The organism is uncultured Ferrimonas sp. (assembly GCF_947489035.1).
Lineage (GTDB): Bacteria > Pseudomonadota > Gammaproteobacteria > Enterobacterales > Shewanellaceae > Ferrimonas.
This window is the reverse complement of record NZ_CANLCI010000024.1, coordinates 50,217-67,967: the sequence shown is the minus strand read 5'-3', so window position 1 is coordinate 67,967 and position 17,751 is coordinate 50,217. Positions and strand designations below refer to the sequence as shown.

Annotated in this window: 13 protein-coding genes; 3 read left to right on the top strand and 10 right to left on the bottom strand. The window is 52.2% G+C overall.

Going from position 1 to position 17,751, the window contains the following annotated elements:
• Window positions 1-128: 128 nt before the first annotated feature.
• Together pta and Q0796_RS13875 are read right to left on the bottom strand one after the other, a co-directional pair.
• The gene (gene pta / locus Q0796_RS13880; protein ID WP_298444235.1) at window positions 129-2,273 is read right to left on the bottom strand and encodes a phosphate acetyltransferase; all 2,145 of its coding nucleotides are present in this window, start codon (window positions 2,271-2,273) and stop codon (window positions 129-131) included.
• A 56-nt stretch (window positions 2,274-2,329) separates the two neighbouring features.
• The gene (locus Q0796_RS13875) at window positions 2,330-3,517 is read right to left on the bottom strand and encodes an acetate kinase (RefSeq protein WP_298444238.1); all 1,188 of its coding nucleotides are present in this window, start codon (window positions 3,515-3,517) and stop codon (window positions 2,330-2,332) included.
• A gap of 271 nt (window positions 3,518-3,788) precedes the next feature.
• Between Q0796_RS13875 and yfbV the strand changes: the two genes are divergently transcribed.
• The gene (gene yfbV / locus Q0796_RS18315) at window positions 3,789-4,223 is read left to right on the top strand and encodes a terminus macrodomain insulation protein YfbV (protein WP_363322319.1); all 435 of its coding nucleotides are present in this window, start codon (window positions 3,789-3,791) and stop codon (window positions 4,221-4,223) included.
• A gap of 778 nt (window positions 4,224-5,001) precedes the next feature.
• On the opposite strand, the gene pflA is transcribed toward yfbV, so the two are convergent.
• Together pflA and pflB are read right to left on the bottom strand one after the other, a co-directional pair.
• Window positions 5,002-5,742 carry a pyruvate formate lyase 1-activating protein gene (pflA, locus tag Q0796_RS13870; protein ID WP_298444233.1) on the bottom strand — a complete coding sequence of 247 codons (741 nt, stop codon included), beginning with the start codon at window positions 5,740-5,742 and terminating at the stop codon, window positions 5,002-5,004.
• A 142-nt stretch (window positions 5,743-5,884) separates the two neighbouring features.
• Window positions 5,885-8,164: a formate C-acetyltransferase gene (pflB, locus tag Q0796_RS13865; protein ID WP_298444231.1), complete on the bottom strand. Its 2,280-nt coding sequence runs from the start codon at window positions 8,162-8,164 to the stop codon at window positions 5,885-5,887.
• 838 nt (window positions 8,165-9,002) lie between these two features.
• Here pflB and panF point away from each other — a divergent pair.
• Entirely contained in the window at window positions 9,003-10,433 is a 1,431-nt protein-coding gene (panF, locus tag Q0796_RS13860; protein ID WP_298444229.1) for a sodium/pantothenate symporter, read from the top strand.
• Window positions 10,434-10,512: 79 nt separating this feature from the next.
• On the opposite strand, the gene Q0796_RS13855 is transcribed toward panF, so the two are convergent.
• The 3 genes from Q0796_RS13855 to Q0796_RS13845 form a co-directional block, all read right to left on the bottom strand.
• Window positions 10,513-10,842, bottom strand: a complete 330-nt coding sequence (locus Q0796_RS13855; protein WP_298444227.1) for a hypothetical protein — start codon at window positions 10,840-10,842, stop codon at window positions 10,513-10,515.
• Between the two features lie 381 nt (window positions 10,843-11,223).
• On the bottom strand, window positions 11,224-12,030 hold the full coding sequence (gene xthA / locus Q0796_RS13850; RefSeq protein ID WP_298444225.1) for an exodeoxyribonuclease III: 807 nt from the start codon (window positions 12,028-12,030) through the stop codon (window positions 11,224-11,226).
• Window positions 12,030-12,326, bottom strand: coding sequence for a YciI family protein (locus Q0796_RS13845; protein ID WP_298444224.1), 297 nt, complete (start codon window positions 12,324-12,326; stop codon window positions 12,030-12,032). The genes xthA and Q0796_RS13845 overlap by 1 nt, the downstream gene beginning before the upstream one ends.
• Window positions 12,327-12,843: 517 nt before the next feature.
• Here Q0796_RS13845 and Q0796_RS13840 point away from each other — a divergent pair.
• Entirely contained in the window at window positions 12,844-13,416 is a 573-nt protein-coding gene (locus Q0796_RS13840) for an acetate uptake transporter (RefSeq protein WP_298444223.1), read from the top strand.
• Between the two features lie 1,723 nt (window positions 13,417-15,139).
• On the opposite strand, the gene Q0796_RS13835 is transcribed toward Q0796_RS13840, so the two are convergent.
• The 3 genes from Q0796_RS13835 to trpB all read right to left on the bottom strand — a co-directional run bounded on the left by Q0796_RS13835 (window position 15,140) and on the right by trpB (window position 17,744).
• On the bottom strand, window positions 15,140-15,673 hold the full coding sequence (locus Q0796_RS13835) for a septation protein A (protein WP_298444222.1): 534 nt from the start codon (window positions 15,671-15,673) through the stop codon (window positions 15,140-15,142).
• A 74-nt stretch (window positions 15,674-15,747) separates the two neighbouring features.
• Complete coding sequence (gene trpA, locus Q0796_RS13830) at window positions 15,748-16,560, bottom strand: tryptophan synthase subunit alpha (RefSeq protein ID WP_298444221.1); 813 nt, start codon at window positions 16,558-16,560, stop codon at window positions 15,748-15,750.
• A complete protein-coding gene (gene trpB / locus Q0796_RS13825) occupies window positions 16,557-17,744 on the bottom strand; it encodes a tryptophan synthase subunit beta (RefSeq protein ID WP_298444220.1) in 1,188 nt (395 codons plus the stop codon). Before trpB ends, trpA begins: the two co-directional genes overlap by 4 nt.
• Window positions 17,745-17,751: the final 7 nt, after the last annotated feature.

The window sequence follows — 17,751 nt, the reverse complement described above, 5'->3', positions numbered from 1 at the left end:
TGCTGTTTCATGTCTGAGCCCTCCGAAGCAGGAGACACTCTAAGTATAGACTTGCAACAGTTAACTCAAACACAGCCAAAAAAAGCCGGGCATCTGCCCGGCTGTTTTGTGCTTATTACCCGAAGGAATTAAGCGGACTCGGCACCGGCCTGAATGGCGGTTAACGCGATGGTGTAGACAATGTCTTCAACCAGAGCGCCACGAGACAAATCGTTCACTGGCTTACGCATGCCTTGCAGCATTGGACCAATGGAGATCAGATCCGCAGAACGCTGTACCGCTTTGTAGGTGGTGTTACCGGTGTTCAGGTCTGGGAAGACGAACACGGTAGCTTGACCAGCGACAGGGCTGTTTGGTGCCTTAGAAGCGGCAACGTTTGGCATTACTGCCGCGTCGTACTGCAGTGGACCATCGATGCACAGATCAGGACGTTTTTCCTGAGCGATCTTGGTTGCTTCGCGTACTTTCTCTACGTCTGCACCAGCGCCAGAAGAACCGGTAGAGTAAGAGATCATCGCCACTTTAGGCTCGATACCAAATGCTTTGGCAGAGTCTGCAGATTGGATGGCGATTTCAGCCAGCTGCTCAGCGTTTGGATCTGGGTTAATGGCACAGTCACCGTAAACCAGAACCTGATCAGGCAGCAGCATGAAGAAGATCGACGACACCAAAGAGGAACCCGGTGAGGTTTTGATCAACTGCAGAGGTGGACGGATGGTGTTGGCAGTGGTGTGTACCGCGCCAGAAACCAGACCATCGACTTCTTCTTCAGCCAGCATCATGGTACCCAGTACCACGGTGTCTTTCAGCTGTTCGCGGGCAACCACTTCGGTCAGGCCTTTGTTGCGGCGCAGTTCGCACATCGGTGCAACGTAACGCTCGCGAGCGGTTTCTGGATCAACGATGGAAACGCCATCGCCCAGAACCACACCTTGTTGCTCAGCAACACGACGAATTTCGTCAGGGTTACCAACCAGCACACACTCAGCAATGCCGCGCTCGGCACAGATAGCGGCAGCCTGTACGGTACGTGGCTCATCGCCTTCAGGCAGCACAACGCGCTTCTTGGCTTGGCGAGCAAGCTCGGTCAGCTGGTAGCGGAACGCTGGTGGCGACAGGCGGTTTTCACGCTTAGAGTCGTCAGACAGGCTTTCGATGAACTTACGATCGATGTGGGAAGCAACGTAGTTCTGTACTTCTTCGATGCGATCCATGTCGTCCAGCGGCACTTCGTGGTTGAAGTTCTGGATGTTCAGAGCGGTCTGCCAAGTGTTGGTATCGGCAACCATTACTGGCAGGCCGGTATCGAACGCTTGTTGACACAAACGGGCGACTTCATCGTCCAGCTCGTAGCCGCCGGTCAGCAGCAACGCGCCCAACTTCATGCCGTTCATCGCTGCCAGACATACGGAAACTACAATGTCTTCGCGGTCAGCAGAGGTAACCAGCAGCGAGTCTGCTTGCAGGTGACCGATCATGTTCGGGATAGAACGAGCACAGAAAGAAACGCGACGCAGACGACGAGTGTGCATGTCACCCGCGTTCAACAGGCGTGCACCTAAGTGCTTGGCCAGATCGGAAGCGCGTGGAGAAACCAGACCCAAGTTGTAAGGGATAGCACCCAAAATTGGCACAGGGCTAGAAGCCGACAGCTGGAACATTTCAGACTGAGAACCGCGGATCACGCCATCGTGATCAAAGGCTTCAGACAGATCTGGGCGAGCACGACCGCGCTCATCAACTGGGGCGCCAATCTTGTTTACAACCGCACCCAAGATGCGCTTGTTGCCTTTACCACCGAAGTTGTTAACCGCCACTTCCAGACGGCTCTGCACTTGAGTCGCAGAGTCAGAACCTGGGTTGATCACCAGCACGATGTCGGCGTCCAGCGCCTTAGCGATGCGAGCGTTCAGGGTGTTAGCAAATGGGTGGGAGCGAGTTGGTACCAAACCTTCAACGATCATTACGTCAGATTCGGTATCGATGCTCTTGGTTGCGCCAACCAATTCTTCCAGCAACACGTCAGTTTCACCGTTAGAAACCAGCTTTTCAGCGGCTTCAATGCTCAGTGGCTCTGGCGGGTTGATGTTAGGGAAAGTGCCCATGATGGTGGTTGAGCGCTCTGGCCCAGTGTCACCCGGACGCTGCTGTGCAATTGGCTTAAAGAAGTTAACTTTAACGCCTTGACGTTCCAAAGCACGAACCATACCCATGCTTACGGAGGTCAGGCCGACACCGGTACCAACCGGAATCAACATAATAGAACGGGACATTAGATACCCTCTTGTTACAAAGTAAAACGGGCTCCGAGGAGCCCGTTAAAAGCGGTTTAGATCAGCGCCAAAGAGTCGGAAGCAATCACGTACTCTTCGTTGGTTGGGATAACCATGGCTACTGGGGAACCGTCTTTGGTGATAACGCCTTCGTTGCCGAAACGTGCGGCCGCGTTTTTGTCTGCGTCTACTTCGTAACCGAAGATAGCCAAGTGCTCCAATACTTTTTCACGGATCAGCATGGAGTTTTCGCCGATACCACCGGTGAAGATGATAGCGTCAACGCGCTTCAGCGGTACAGTGTAAGAAGCAACGTACTTAGCCAAGCGGTAGCAGAACACTTCCAGTGCCAGCGTGGCACCTTCGTGGCCGTCTTGGTAACCTTCTTCGATGCCGCGGCAATCGTTGGTTACTTCAGACAGACCCAGCAGACCAGACTGCTTGTTCAGCATGCTGTTTACTTCGTCCAGGGTGTAACCCAGGTTATCAACCAGGTGGAAGATGATCGCAGGATCGATGTCGCCAGAGCGAGTGCCCATTACGATGCCTTCCAGTGGGGTCAGGCCCATAGAAGTATCAACAGACTTGCCGCCTTTAACTGCGGTTACAGAACCGCCGTTACCCAGGTGACAGGTAATTACGTTGGTGTCTTCTTTTGCTTTGCCCAGACGATCGGCAGCTTCAGCCGATACGAACAGGTGAGAAGTACCGTGCATGCCGTAGCGACGGATGCCGTGCTCGCGGTACAGCTTCTGTGGGATAGCGTAGCTGTAAGCTACTTTAGGCATGGTCTGGTGGAATGCGGTGTCGAATACAGCAACCTGTGGCAGCGCAGGGAATGCCGCTTGAGCAGAACGGATACCGATCAGGCCAGCTGGGTTGTGCAGAGGAGCCAAAGAAGCACACTCTTCAATACCAGCGATAACGTCGTCGTTGATCAGCATGGATTTGGTGTACTTCTCACCGGCGTGAACGCAACGGTGGCCAACTGCAACCAGCTGTTCAGTCAGTTCAGTAGGCAGGATCTTGTCTACGATGTAGCTCAGCGCTTCACGGTGGGCAGCACCAGCACCCAGTTCAGCTTCGCCTTTAACGCCATCAAGTTTCCACTTGATGCGAGCGTCAACCAAGTTGAAGCACTCGGCCAGACCAGACAACTTCTCGTCACCATTCAACGCGTCGATAACGGCGAATTTCAAAGAAGAACTACCACAGTTAAGAACTAGAACAAGTTTGCTCATTATTTCAACACCTAAAATAAGATTTTCGCTGCCCACCTAGCGACATTACGCCAAGCTGCAGCGGGCAAAGATGATAGAAAACTATCATTATAGTCGTGGCCGATTTCCTCGCTGACATTGAGTGAGCAACTTCGAAGAAGCTGATCCGGCTCATCAGCGGTCAAGCCACTAAACGGTATGACCATTTTACCCAATTACTGAGCAGGAGTTATTGTGCTATCGTGGAAGAGTTGAAGATCTGTGAGCGAACTCACTAGTACGAGGTAATTTGCCGATGTCGCTTTACCGTCGGATCCGCGCAGGATATGACTACATGCAGAAGTGGCCGTTAAATAAAATGTTAGCGAGTCGTTTTCCAGAGTACCGAGTAATAAAAAGCACCCGCTTTGCCATTATGTGGATGCCGGTTGTGGCGATGGTGTGTGCCGCCGTACAAATTATGTTTGGCGGCGAGTTAACCCCACTATTTTGGGCCCAGTGTTTATTTATCCTTAGCATCCCGTTTCAGGGTCTATACTGGTTAGGGTGGAGAGCGGTACAGCCGCTACCACTTCCGGTACTGCACTGGTGTAAGGAGGTCAGGCAACGGCTCGTTGAAGCCGGTTGCGACGAGGCGCCAATGGCGTCTGTATCACAGTACCAGCACATGGCATGCCTGCTAGAACGAGCGTTCAAACGCCTCGATAGCGCCTTTTGGCGCGACAATTAGACTGCCGTGCTGCCCTAGACGCCGCCTCATTTATGGGGCGGCGATCCTCATTCTCAGCCGGCGATAATCACCGCGGGCTCTGGCCACAACGTCGAGTTACCTCGCCCAGTCGTTCTAAAACGCAGCAATTACCCCACAGCTTTGCTGGAGAACTCTTTTTCCCATCGACGGTTAAATCCGCACTTAAGTAACCTTTTTCACAGCGTTTGTTGGCGTTCAAAGGGCGCGCAGCGGTTTCAAATTGGTCTGACCAAATGACATCGGTTAATTTTGAGTAGAATCAATCGGATCCATTAAGGCTATTTTGCGCTATCGGGCAACGCTAATGCCTATGGTCGATAAACCATTATTGCGCTAATCGGAATGTTATTCATGTGGCGCCGGGTAACTTCGGTGGCGATCGATGTCGGTGCTTCGGCTGTTGTGGCGAGTGTTGTTTTTATCGCCATGTTTGCTGCGGCGATTGGCTGTCAATGGGCTGAATTTAGGCTGAATTGGGTCTTCAATTCAGGCCACCACTAAACCCAAAACAGAACCCACAGCTAAGCTCGGAATTAGCTCGGAATTAAACTCGACACTCTGTTTAAAACCAAGTTAAAACGCCGCTTAAATTGATGCGCCAAATGGTTTCTTTACGGCACAGGAGATAGGTAAAGGCGGGGCGTTTGAAAGGTGTTTTGCAAGCCAATATCAGCTGTGTGGGCAGTGGGCGTTGGCCATAAAAAAATGCGCTGGGCAAAACCCAGCGCATTTTTGTTGGTGCCGGTGTCACGCCAGATCAGAACTTGGCGTTCAAGCCATGGCGGACAAAAATCGCTTTGATCGCTTCCATGGTTTCCGTTTTCGGCGGTTTCACCCCGGCGAGCGGGTAATCATGGCCTAAGGTTTCCCATTTGTGCTCACCCAATTCGTGGTAAGGCAGCAGCTCGACCTTTTCGATGTTTTGCATTGGTGCGATAAACTCAGCCAGCTTTTCAGCGGACTCCAGATCGTCAGTAAAGCCTGGCACCACCACGTAACGGATCCAAGTTGGAACGTTTTTCTTCGCCAAGTATTGGGCAAAGTCCAACGGACGCTTGTTGGACACGCCCACCAAATTTTGGTGTACGTCGTCGTTGATGTGCTTCAGATCCAGCATCACCAGATCGGACACTTCGATCAACTCATCCAGCATCTCGGTGTGTTTTTTAACGTAGCCATTGGTGTCTAAGCAGGTATGAACCCCAATCTGCTTAGAGGCACGGAACAGATCGCGCACAAACTCCATTTGTAACAATGCTTCGCCACCCGAAGCGGTGATGCCACCACCACTGGCTGCGAAGAAGTGACGGTAGCTGTCAAGCTGCCCGACGATCTCGTCAACCGTAACCTCTTTGCCACCTTTCAGATCCCAAGTATCGCGATTATGGCAATACTGGCAGCGCATTTGGCAGCCTTGGGTAAAAACGATGAAGCGGATCCCTGGGCCATCAACGGTGCCGCAGGTTTCCCAAGAGTGAATACGTCCAGTGACGCTCATAAGTTTAACTCCGGTTGAGATCTTACTAATCGATATAGGCCATTACCACCATCGGTAATTCCTATATCGATTACTAAAAGTAAAAAGGCCTTGCCACAGGGGCAAGGCCTTATTCACCTAGCTTTTACTTAAGTTTCTGTAATTACAGAGACTGAGTGAAAGTACGGGTGATAACGTCTTGCTGTTGTTCCGCGGTCAGAGCGTTGAAGCGTACTGCGTAGCCAGACACACGAATGGTCAGCTGTGGGTACTTTTCAGGGTGCTTAACTGCATCTTCCAGCATTTCGCGGTTCATTACGTTTACGTTCAAGTGCTGGCCGCCTTCGCGATCAGGGGTGTGCTTGAAGTAACCGTCCATCAGCGCGGCCAAGTTGGCGCGACGACCATCTTCATCTTTACCCAGAGCACCAGGAACGATGGAGAAGGTGTAGGAGATACCGTCTTTTGCGTGAGCAAACGGCAGTTTACCTACCGAAGTCAGGGACGCAACCGCACCAGACTCATCACGACCGTGCATTGGGTTAGCACCTGGCGCGAATGGCTGACCAGAACGACGACCGTCTGGAGTGTTACCAGTCTTCTTACCGTATACCACGTTAGAGGTGATGGTCAGGATAGACTGAGTAGGGGTAGAGTTGCGGTAAGTCTTCAGAGCACGGATCTTGTTCATGAAGGACTCAACCATCTCTACTGCGATGTCATCTACGCGAGAATCGTTGTTACCGAATTTAGGGTAATCGCCTTCAATTGCGTAGTCAGTCGCCAGACCGTTTTCGTCACGTACAACGCGTACTTTAGCGTGCTTGATAGCAGACAGGGAGTCAGCGGTGATGGACAGACCAGCAATACCACAAGCCATGGTGCGCTCAACGTCACGATCCATCAGTGCCAACAGAGCTGCTTCGTAGCAGTACTTGTCGTGCATGTAGTGGATGGAGTTCAGAGCGGTCACGTACTGCTTAGCCAGCCAGTCGGTGAAGACGTCCAGCTTCTGTACAACTTCGTTGTAATCCAAGTACTCGCTGGTGATCGCTTCCATTGCTGGACCGATCTGAGCGCCGTCTTTCTCGTCTTTACCGCCGTTAATAGCCAGCAGCAGAGTCTTAGCCAAGTTAGCGCGAGCACCGAAGAACTGCATGTGCTTACCCAGTACCTGTGGCGATACACAACAAGCAATGGCGTAATCGTCAGACTGGAAGTCGTTACGCATCAGGTCATCGTTTTCGTACTGGATAGAAGAAGTATCGATGGATACTTTTGCACAGTACTTCTTGAAGCCTTCTGGCAGATCTTCAGACCACAGTACGGTCATGTTTGGCTCTGGAGAAGGGCCCATGGTGTACTGAGTGTTCAAGAAACGGAAACAGTTCTTGGTTACCAAAGAACGACCGTCCAGAGACATACCAGCCATAGACTCGGTTGCCCAGATTGGGTCACCAGAGAACAACTGATCGTATTCTGGGGTACGCAGGAAGCGAACCATACGCAGCTTCATTACGAAGTGATCAACCATTTCCTGTGCTTGAACTTCGGTGATCAGACCGGCTTTCAGGTCACGCTCGATGTAAGCGTCCAGGAAGGTAGATACACGACCCAGAGACATAGCAGCGCCGTTCTGAGACTTAATCGCTGACAGGTAAGCGAAGTAGGTCCACTGGATAGCTTCTTGTGCGTTGGTTGCAGGGCCAGAGATGTCGAAGCCGTATTTGGCAGCCATCACTTTCATTTGACCCAAGCAGCGGTGCTGCTCTGCTACTTCTTCACGCAGACGCAGCATGTTGTCGATGTCGCCGTTCTCTAGCGCTTCTTGAGTGCCGTGGAACTGCTCCAGCTTATCCTTCATCAGGAAGTCGATACCGTACAGGGCAACACGACGGTAATCACCGATGATACGACCACGGCCGTATGCATCTGGCAAACCAGTCAGTACGCCAGACTTACGGCAGCGCAGGATATCTGGGGTGTATACATCGAAAACACCCGCATTGTGGGTTTTACGGTGTACGGAGTAGATCTCTTTGATGGTTGGATCCAGTTCGCGACCGTATACCTTACAAGAACCTTCAACCATACGGATGCCACCGTTAGGGATGATGGCACGCTTCAGAGGTGCTTCAGTCTGCAGACCAACAATGGTCTCCAGATCTTGGTTGATGTAACCAGCATCGTGGGCAGTGATGGTGGAGATCTTGTCGGTGTCGAAATCAACTGGAGCGTGGGTGGCGTTTTCCTGACGGATGCCTTCCATTACTTTGGCCCACAGAGTGTCAGTGGCTTCGGTGGAACCGGCCAAGAAAGCCTCGTCGCCAGTGTGCTCAGTTAAGTTTTGCTGGATGAAGTCACGAACGTTAACTTCAGTTTTCCAATCGCCGCCGTTAAAGCCAGACCAGGCTTTAGCAAACAGTTCGGTTTTATCAGTCATGAGATCTACCTTCTCGTATATTCCGAGGGATAACCGGATTAGTGGATTGCCTAAGCAACCCGAAAATACGCAACGAACATTCGTTGCAACCATTATTGCTGGCACCGATTTCGGATTCAGCAGTAATGGTAGAAAAATCTGTGTTATTCGGTAATGAATTCGATGATGCCGGTGACCTGTATTCACGGTGCGCCATCATGAAGAGTAGGCCAAACCTTACGGGCTATTGCGGTAAGGATGGCGGCTCCCAATGCGCAGTAAAATTTGTCAGTGAGCACAAATTTAACCATCAATTTAGTCACTTCAATTAGCCGCGGGCTAACTCAGTAATCATTGGTCATACCAAATTACATAACTGAGATTAGCATAGGGATTTTTCAGCTGCATCGACCGATGTTTCGGAAGTGGAGCGAGTAAAGACTATTTTGCTTTTATGTGATCGGGTTCGCGCCGGTTAGGGGTTTGCGGTGATGTTGGTCACGATGTTCTGGCGCGAATTGCCGCCAAATTAGTCGATTTAGAAGGCCAGAAGGCCACAATTAAATTGGTAATACCAATTTACATCGGTAAGGGTGATTTGGCAGCGCAAGGTGAGATTGCTTACCATTGTGCCATCAATCACTGATAGACCAATATTTTATGCAAGGAATCGATCCTAAAGCATTGGCAAAGGGGGCAATTATGCTGACCTTTGGCTATTTCGTAGTGTGGCTGCTTGGGCCCGTAGGCTTGGCCGATGCCAACCCGTGGCAAGGGCTGCCATTATGGTTTTGGTGCTCTTGCGTGGCGGCGCCGTTGTTGTTGTGTGCCGCTGTGGCGTTTTGGTTAAGAGCGAAAAATGACTGACTACTCTTTATTGCTGCCGATTTTCGCTTACCTGTTAATCACCTTAATCGTGGCTCGCGTGGCTGCCCGTCGCAGCCAAAGCAGCGGCCAGTTCAGCGAGCGTTATTTTTTAGGTGGCCAGTTTATGGGCGGCACCTTGTTGGCTCTTGCGCTTGTCACCACCTATACCAGTGCCTCGTCCTTTATTGGTGGCCCCGGTGCCGCCTACAAATTTGGCCTAGGTTGGGTACTGCTGGCGATCATTCAAGTACCTGTAGCGATGCTGACCCTCGGGGTGGTAGGCCCTAAGTTGTGGCAGATTGCCAAACAGTACAACGCGGTCACGGTATTGGACGTGCTGCAGCACCGTTACCAAAGCCGCACCTTATTATGGCTGGCAGGGATCTCTCTGGTGGGTGCCTTTATTGGCATGGTGGTGGTGCAGTTTACTGGTGGCGCTCGCCTACTGAGTGTCATGACTGGGGTCGACTACAGCGTTGGCTTGGCGATGTTTGTCGGCACGGTGATGCTTTATACCCTGTGGGGTGGCTTCCGTGCGGTGTCTTACACCGACGCGTTGCAAGGGGTGATCATGGTGATTGGCATGATCGCCTTGTTTGTTGGCTTGCTGATCAAAGGCGGCGGCATGGTTAATTTAACCTCGCAGCTGCAGCAGATTGATCCGGCCTTACTCACCCCCAAAGGCCCGAATGAATTCCTGTCGTGGCCGTTCTTATTGTCGTTTTGGGTACTGGTGTGTTTTGGTACCATTGGGTTACCCCACACGGCGATCCGTGCCATGGCGGTAAAAGACGGCAAATCACTGAAACAGGCGATGGTGTTTGGTACCGCCGTTTCTTTTGTGGTGATCCTGCTGCCGCATTTATGCGGTGTGTTGGGGCGGGTGCTGATCCCAGAGCTCAGCAGCCCGGATGAGATCATTCCTCGGTTAATGGTCACGCTGTTCCCACCGATGGTCGGTGGCTTGCTTTTGGCTGCGCCAATGGCGGCAATCATGTCGTCGGTGGATTCGATGCTATTGCAAAGCGCCAGCACCTTGGTGCGCGACTTAGTGATGCGCAATAAAACGTTATCCGAGCCACAGCAGCGGGCATTCAGTTACGCATCGGTGCTGATTTTAGCGCTTGGTTGCGGTTTGTTAGCGCTGGATCCGCCGCAGATGATTGTGTGGCTGAACCTTACCGCCTTTGGCATGTTGCAGGCGGTGTTCTTGTGGCCAGTGGTGTTGGGGCTGTTTTGGCCTAAAGCAACGGCGGCGGGCGCCATTGCTGGCATTGTGGTGGGGGGCGGCAGCTTCCTGTTCTGGACCACAACTAAAATTAAGCCGCTGGGGGTGCACGCTATTGTGCCTGCGCTGCTGTTATCGGCCTGCGCGTTTGTGTTAGTGAGCCTACTGAGTAAGCCGCGACAACAATTGGCGTAACAGCGCTTGCTCCAGCTGGCGTAGTGCCGCAACAAAAAAGGCTAACCCTAGGGTTAGCCTTTTTGCATTACCGCGGCACTTAGTGCATCAGCGTCGCTAAGCGATCGCGGATCTCTTTGCCACGTTCAGTAAGGAAAGCGCGTTTGATGCGGTAATCTTGCTCATCAACACGAAGTTCAACCAAACCTAAACCGTTGCGGCCGGAGTGGACACGCTCAGACAACAGTCGAGCGTTGCGGCTTGCACTGGCTTGTGACATCTCAAAGCGTTCTTGCAGCTCTTTGATGGAACAACCCTCTTCTTGGCATACCTGCATAAACATCAAACAAGTTTGTGGCGGGATCTCACTGTAAACTTCACGAAAGATCTCTACGCAATCCATTAATTTGTTCAATTGAGCTTGACTCATTTTATTTATTTTCCTCTGCCCAATAGCAATAAGGTGTCGGTGGAAACGTGTTGCACGCCGGCAATCACACTTGGTTCTTTCCTCTAGCGGAAACATTGATAACAGTCGCCGCTGACTCAAACCAGAGCCACATTACAAAACCTTGAGCGAGTGCACAGGAAAACAATGGATAACTATCAGTATGATCAGAAACTTACAGTTTGGTCCGACCGATTGACCAAAAGTAGAGCAAGCGGGGGTATTTTAAGTTGATTGATTACCATTTGGTAACAAGCTTGTTGCGAGGTGGTTGTGTTGAATGGTGTTTTTGAATGAATTTTCGGCCGAAAGGCACAAAAAACGGCGCTGGCGCGCCGTAATATTTTTACGAACAGATTGTTCTTATTTAAGAACAGTCCAGATCGGGGCATGATCCGATGGCTTCTCGATGCCGCGCAGTGGGTAATCGATGTCCGCTTCAATCACCCGCTCCGTTAACGCTTTGCTGGTTAAAATCACATCAATGCGTAAACCACGGTTGTCGTTAAACCCTTTCGAGCGGTAATCAAACCAGCTGTATTTTTCCCCTAACTGTGGGTGCAAGTGGCGAAAACTGTCGCTGAAGCCCCAATCCAGTAGGGTGGCTAACCATTCGCGCTCTTCCGGTAAGAATGAACACTTCCCATCCCGTAACCAGCGCTTGCGATTGGGTTCACCAATGCCAATATCCAGTTCCGCCGGGCTGATGTTAATGTCGCCCATCACCACAACCTGCTCGTCAGGGCGGCGGTGCTGGTTAAGGTAATCCATCAGATCGGCATAGAATTTCTGTTTGGCCGGAAACTTGGTTTCATGCTTACGGTTTTCCCCTTGGGGGAAATAGCCATTAAGTACGTGCACCGGCTGGCCGTGTTGATCAGCCACGGTGGTCATGATCATCCGCTTTTGGGCGTCATCGCCGTCGCTGGGAAACCCTTTTTGCACCGCCAATGGCTTCTGCTTAGTCAGCATCGCCACGCCGTAATGGCCTTTTTGACCGTGGTGCTCCACGTGGTAACCCAACGCTTGCACCGCCTCGAGAGGAAACTGACTATCGTCTACCTTAATCTCCTGCAGGCCGATCACATCCGGTTGATGCTTGTCGATCAGCGCTTCAAGCTGGTGCAGGCGAGCCCTCAGTCCATTGATGTTAAAGGAGACGATTTTCATTAAAAGACCTTTTTAAATGGTTTGATCACTGAGCCTTTGTATACGCCCGCGTCGATGTATGGATCGGCTTTGGCCCACGCTTGAGCGTCTTCTAAGCTGTCGAACTGTGCCACCACTAACGAGCCAGTGAAGCCGGCTTCGCCTGGATCGTCGCTGTCGATGGCAGGCATTGGCCCTGCAGTCAGTAAACGTCCTTCGTCCTGCAACTGCTGCAATCGAGCGAGGTGGGCAGGGCGTGCTTGCTTACGCATTGGCAAGCTATTTTCAACGTCTTCAGAGCAGATCATGTACCACATAAGGAGAACCTTTCATTTGTTATCGGGGGTAAATCGTCGAGTCTGAATTTAGCATGTTGGAAAAATAAGGGCACCGACAATTCTTATTGGGATCTCAGCCGAATGCAATTGTGTGATCTAACGTCATTTGCTTGTTAGTTATCTGTGCGCCAATGGTCACATTTTGGCTAACCGTGATCATGAAAAAGGGTAATTAATTTGTTGCGTGAGGCGGATCACGCCAGCGAATTGGGCTCATCATGACACCGTGATGAAGAACATAACAAAAGTATATTTTTTAATTTTAAATCAAACTATTGGGTTTATTTTGGGGGTGTTGGTGAAGGGTTAACAAATTACCCCTTTGGTGGTAATTTACCCTGTTGTTAAATTGTTATTTTTCGTCATTTTTTCTCGCTTGCGAACAATGAATCGAGTTTCGACATTGATCACGGAAGTGCAAATTCTCCACCGTATAATCCACCGCAATTTCGCGGCTCACCAGCCAAAATTTATACAAATTGCACAAGGTAATTCCATGTCTCAAAAAGTTGCTAACGCTGGCCCATTAGGTCTGATGGGTTTCGGTATGACTACCGTACTGTTAAACATCCACAACGCGGGTTTCTTCCCAGTGGATACCATGATTTTGGGCATGGGCATCTTCTTTGGCGGCATCGCACAGATCATCGCTGGCATCATCGAATCTAAGAACGGCAACACCTTCGGTACTACCGCGTTCATCTCTTACGGTTCTTTCTGGCTGACTTTGGTGGGTTTGTGGGTTATGCCTTCAATGAACCTGGGCTTCTCTGCGAGCTCTCCTGAGTTCATGGGCTGCTACTTAGCAATGTGGGGCCTGTTCACCGGCTTTATGTTCATCGGCACCTTGGCGAACTTCCCACGCGTTAAGCAGTTCATCTTCCTGAGCTTAACCGTGCTGTTCTTCTTGCTGGCGATTAAAGACTTCACTGGCAACAAGATGATCGGTGTGATCGCTGGTTACGAAGGCATCATCTGTGGTTTCTCTGCTATCTACTTAGCAATGGCCACCATCATCAACGGCGAATTTGGCCGTGTGATCCTGCCTGTTGGTGAACTGAAGAAGTAATCCTTCTTTCGCTTTCCAGCAAAAAGCCGCGGCCATGGTCGCGGCTTTTTTGTGTCTGCGCGATGGGGCGGGGCGTGCGCTGTGGTTACCCTTATCAAGGCTGTGTATTAGTTAACGGTGGGCGTTGCTGCGCGGTAGCCATTGTCGCCTGCGGCGAGCTTCGATGGCACTGCTTTCAAGTGGTTATGTCACCGTGGCGACGGCACACTCACTCGTAGCAAAGAGGGGGGAGCCTCCCTTTGGGATCCCATTGCCTTAGCACCGCGTCAACTTTTGCTCCTTGCACTGCGCCATTCGGCACCGCATCGATGCGCCATCCATGGCTTAGCGATGCACTCGCAACATCCTATTGCTCAACCTCATTTTGCAGTACACCGCTCAACGCTGTGATGCAGCAGTAAAGCCATGGATGGCGTATCTGTCACGGCTAAGTAATCATCTGGCGGTGAGAGCTTTCTGCCGACTTGGTGACGCCGAGTGCAGCAGTGATGAAGTAAAGCCGAAGGCAGGATGCCGTAGAGGCCAGTTAAGCCATGGATGGCGCATCTGGCCGTTGCTGTAACGTAATGCTGCGAGAACGAGGGGCTGTCGTCACTCGGAGGCGCTCGGGATTGCAAAGGGACGAGTCCCTTGCCCGCCGCCGGGCGGTCCCGGCAATGACCTTTATGCCGCAGCGGGTCATGCTGCAATAAGCTCAACAGCTAATTGGTACACAGCCTAGAAAAAAGGGGGGAGCCTCCCTTTGGGATCCCATTGCCTTAGCACCGCGTCAACTTTTGCTCCTTGCACTGCGCCATTCGGCACCGCATCGATGCGCCATCCATGGCTTAGCGATGCACTCGGGATTGCAAAGGGACGAGTCCCTTGCCCGCCGCCGGGCGGTCCCGGCAATGACCTTTATGCCGCAGCGGGTCATGCACAATAAGTTCAACAGCTAATTGGTACACAGCCCTTATCAACCACTCAACCACTCAACCACTCAACCACCCAACCTGCCAGCCACAGCATTAGCGTTGATGTGGCGCTCAGCGGCATGGATGCAGATCTCCCGTTATTGGCCGTGGACAGCATTAAGTGCGGCGGGTACAGGGGGGCGGTTGATTATCGACCGAATGCGCAGCAGAGTCGCTTTCACTTGCGCCTGTGAAAAAACGAGTGTCAAGGTTCTATTTGTTGTTAACTTTCACAAATGTCTGTGAATGTGCGTTAAGTCACAAAAAAGATTGTAATAAAATTACGGTTTGCTATGATGCTCCCCGTCGACAGAGGACAGCCTGTCGACCCCGTGTTCGGTCAGGAAGACCACAGTCACTCCAAGGAACTGAGTAACCAGGATGACTCCACGGAATCGAGTTTGCGCCAAGGAACTGCACCTTCGAATCTGTCATCTAAATTACTAAATACATTACCGGAGTTTAATATGAACATGTTCACTTACAACGTATCCCTGTACACCACTTTCGCTTGCCACAGCACTGCATCAAACTGGTCTAACGGTGGTATGTTCTCTCTGCGTTAATCGACAGAGTCCGGTCTTGGCTCAGTGCCTAGGCCAAAAACGAAAAACCAGCGCATTGTCGCTGGTTTTTTGTTGTCTGTGTTTGGCTCGGTGTCGACAGTCGCTTGCGGCAGATCCGCGTTTTGTTGGTTTGACATCGAGTAAGCAACAATAAAAACGCCGCCTTAGGTTACTAAGGCGGCGTTTGGCGTTATTGCTGCGGTGTTATTTCTCTTCTTTGGGAAGGTACTTAAACAGGTAGATAAAGGTCAGCACGGTAAAGCCGATGGTGAGCCCTGTTAAGCCAAACACTTTAAAGTTAACCCAGGTTTCTTGGGGCAGGTTAAAGGCGATGTATAAGTTGGCGCTGGCGCAGCTGGCAAAAAAAGCAGCCCAGCCATAACCCACCTTCTTCCAGATCAGATCCGGCAACTTCATCTCTTTACCCAGCATCGCTTTCATCACCGGTTTATCCATTAAGTTACTGATCAGTAAGGCCAGAGTGAATAAACCGTAGACAATGGTGACTTTCCATTTGATGAAGGTGTCGTCTTGAAAAAACACCGTGGCACCGCCAAACACAAACAGCAGGGCAAAGGTGATCAGGTGCATCTTTTCGACTTTACGGTAAAGGGTATACATCAACCCTAATTGGATCGCTGAGGCGGCGATGATCGCAGCGGTCGCGGCGAAGATCCCGTAAAACTTGTAGGCCACAAAGAAGACCAGCAGCGGTAAAAAATCGAGCAGTTGTTTCATTCAGCGTCTCACTAGGTTGAGCAACGGATGGGGCGTAGCGCCAAAGCATACTGAAGCCCCATCCTATTGTCAGCCTAGGCTGCGTGAATCGTTGCTGCCTTCATGTTTTTAACAAACTCAGTCAGGGCTGCATCGCGTGCGCTTGGATCATGCAGATGCTGTTCGATGATGTTAACCACTGCCGAGCCGGAGATCGCCCCAGCGGCGCCGGCGGCGATGGCCGCTTGCACCTGCTGTGGCTTGGCAATGCCAAAGCCTAGGATCGCCGGTGGCGCATTCAGCTTGGCCAGATCCGCCAGCAGATGATCCACTGGCATCCCCGCCGCGGTTTCGGTGCCGGTTACCCCAGCGCGGGAAAGCAAGTAGGTGTAGCCTTGCCCTTCGCTGGCCACTTGTTGCAAGGTGGCGCTGTCGGCATTCGGCGGGGCAATAAAGATGGGCGCCACACCGGCGCTTTTCGCGGCGGCGGCAAAGTCGGCGGAGGCATGCACGGGCACATCGGCCACCAGCACCGAATCCACCCCAGCGTCGGCGCAGCGTTGATAGAACACGTCCAGCCCAGGTGAAAACACTAAGTTAGCGTACACCAGCAGCCCGATAGGCAGATCCGGATAGCGCGCGCGCACTTGGGTTAGGATCTCGAAGCATTGGCTTGGGGTAACGCCCGCATTTAAGGCTCGCAGGTTGGCGTTTTGAATGGTGGGGCCATCGGCGGCGGGATCGGAAAAGGGAATGCCCAATTCCAACGCATCGGCACCACCGGCCACTAACGCATCGATCACCGCCACGGCATCGGCAGCGCTTGGATCGCCAAGGGTAACAAAAGGAACGAAAGCGCCTTCGCCACGCTCACTCAGGCGGGCAAACAGTTGTTGATAGCGGCTCACAGCGAACCCTCCTTTTCTAAGATGTCGTATACGGTAAAGATGTCTTTGTCGCCGCGGCCGGAAAGGTTAACCAGCAGCACCGTTTCGTCCTTGGCTTCTGCCGCCATTTTGTAGGCGTGCGCCAAGGCATGAGCCGATTCCAGTGCCGGAATGATGCCTTCGGTTTTGGCTAGGCGTTGGAACGCTTGCAGTGCTTCATCGTCGGTAACCGACGGGTACTGCGCTCGGCCAATGTCCGCCAAGTGGGCGTGTTGTGGCCCCACCGATGGGAAATCCAAGCCCGCCGAGATGGAATAGGACTCTTCAATCTGGCCGTGGCTGTCCTGCATCAGCGGTGCTTTCATGCCGAAGAAGATCCCCAGTTTGCCGTGGGTGAGCGGCGCCCCGTGCTTGTCGGTGTCGATCCCCAATCCGGCGGGTTCAACCCCAATCAGCTGCACCGATTCCTCTTCAATAAAGTCAGCAAACAAGCCAATGGCGTTCGAGCCGCCGCCAACACAGGCGATGGCGGCGTCCGGCAGCCGACCCTCTTTGGCTAGGATCTGCTGCTTCGCTTCCTCGCCAATCATCTTTTGGAATTCGCGCACGATGGTTGGGAATGGGTGTGGCCCAGCAGCGGTGCCCAGCAGATAGTGGGCGCTGTCGTAGTTGGCGCTCCAATCCCGCAGCGCTTCGTTACAGGCGTCTTTTAAGGTGGCCGAACCGGCGTGCACTGAGATCACTTCTGCGCCCATCAGCTTCATCCGGAACACGTTCGGGCTTTGTCGTTCCACGTCTTTAGCGCCCATGTAGATGCGGCACTTTAACCCCAGCAGGGCACAGGCTAAGGCGGTGGCAACCCCGTGTTGACCGGCGCCAGTTTCGGCGATGATCTCTTGCTTGCCCATGCGCTTGGCCAGCAGTGCCTGGCCGAGCACTTGGTTGGTTTTGTGGGCACCACCGTGCAGCAGATCTTCGCGCTTTAGGTAGATTTTCACCAGCGGGTTAGGGCTGAAGTTACGGGTCAGCGTTAATGCGGTGGGGCGACCGGCGTACTCTTGCAGCAGCTCGATAAACTCGCGTTGAAACAGCGGATCGTTTTGGGCGTCAATAAACGCCTTCTCTAACTGATCCAGCGCCGGTACCAGCACCTGGGCCACGTATTGGCCGCCAAATTGGCCGAAATAGGGATCTAAAATACTCATCTTTCAT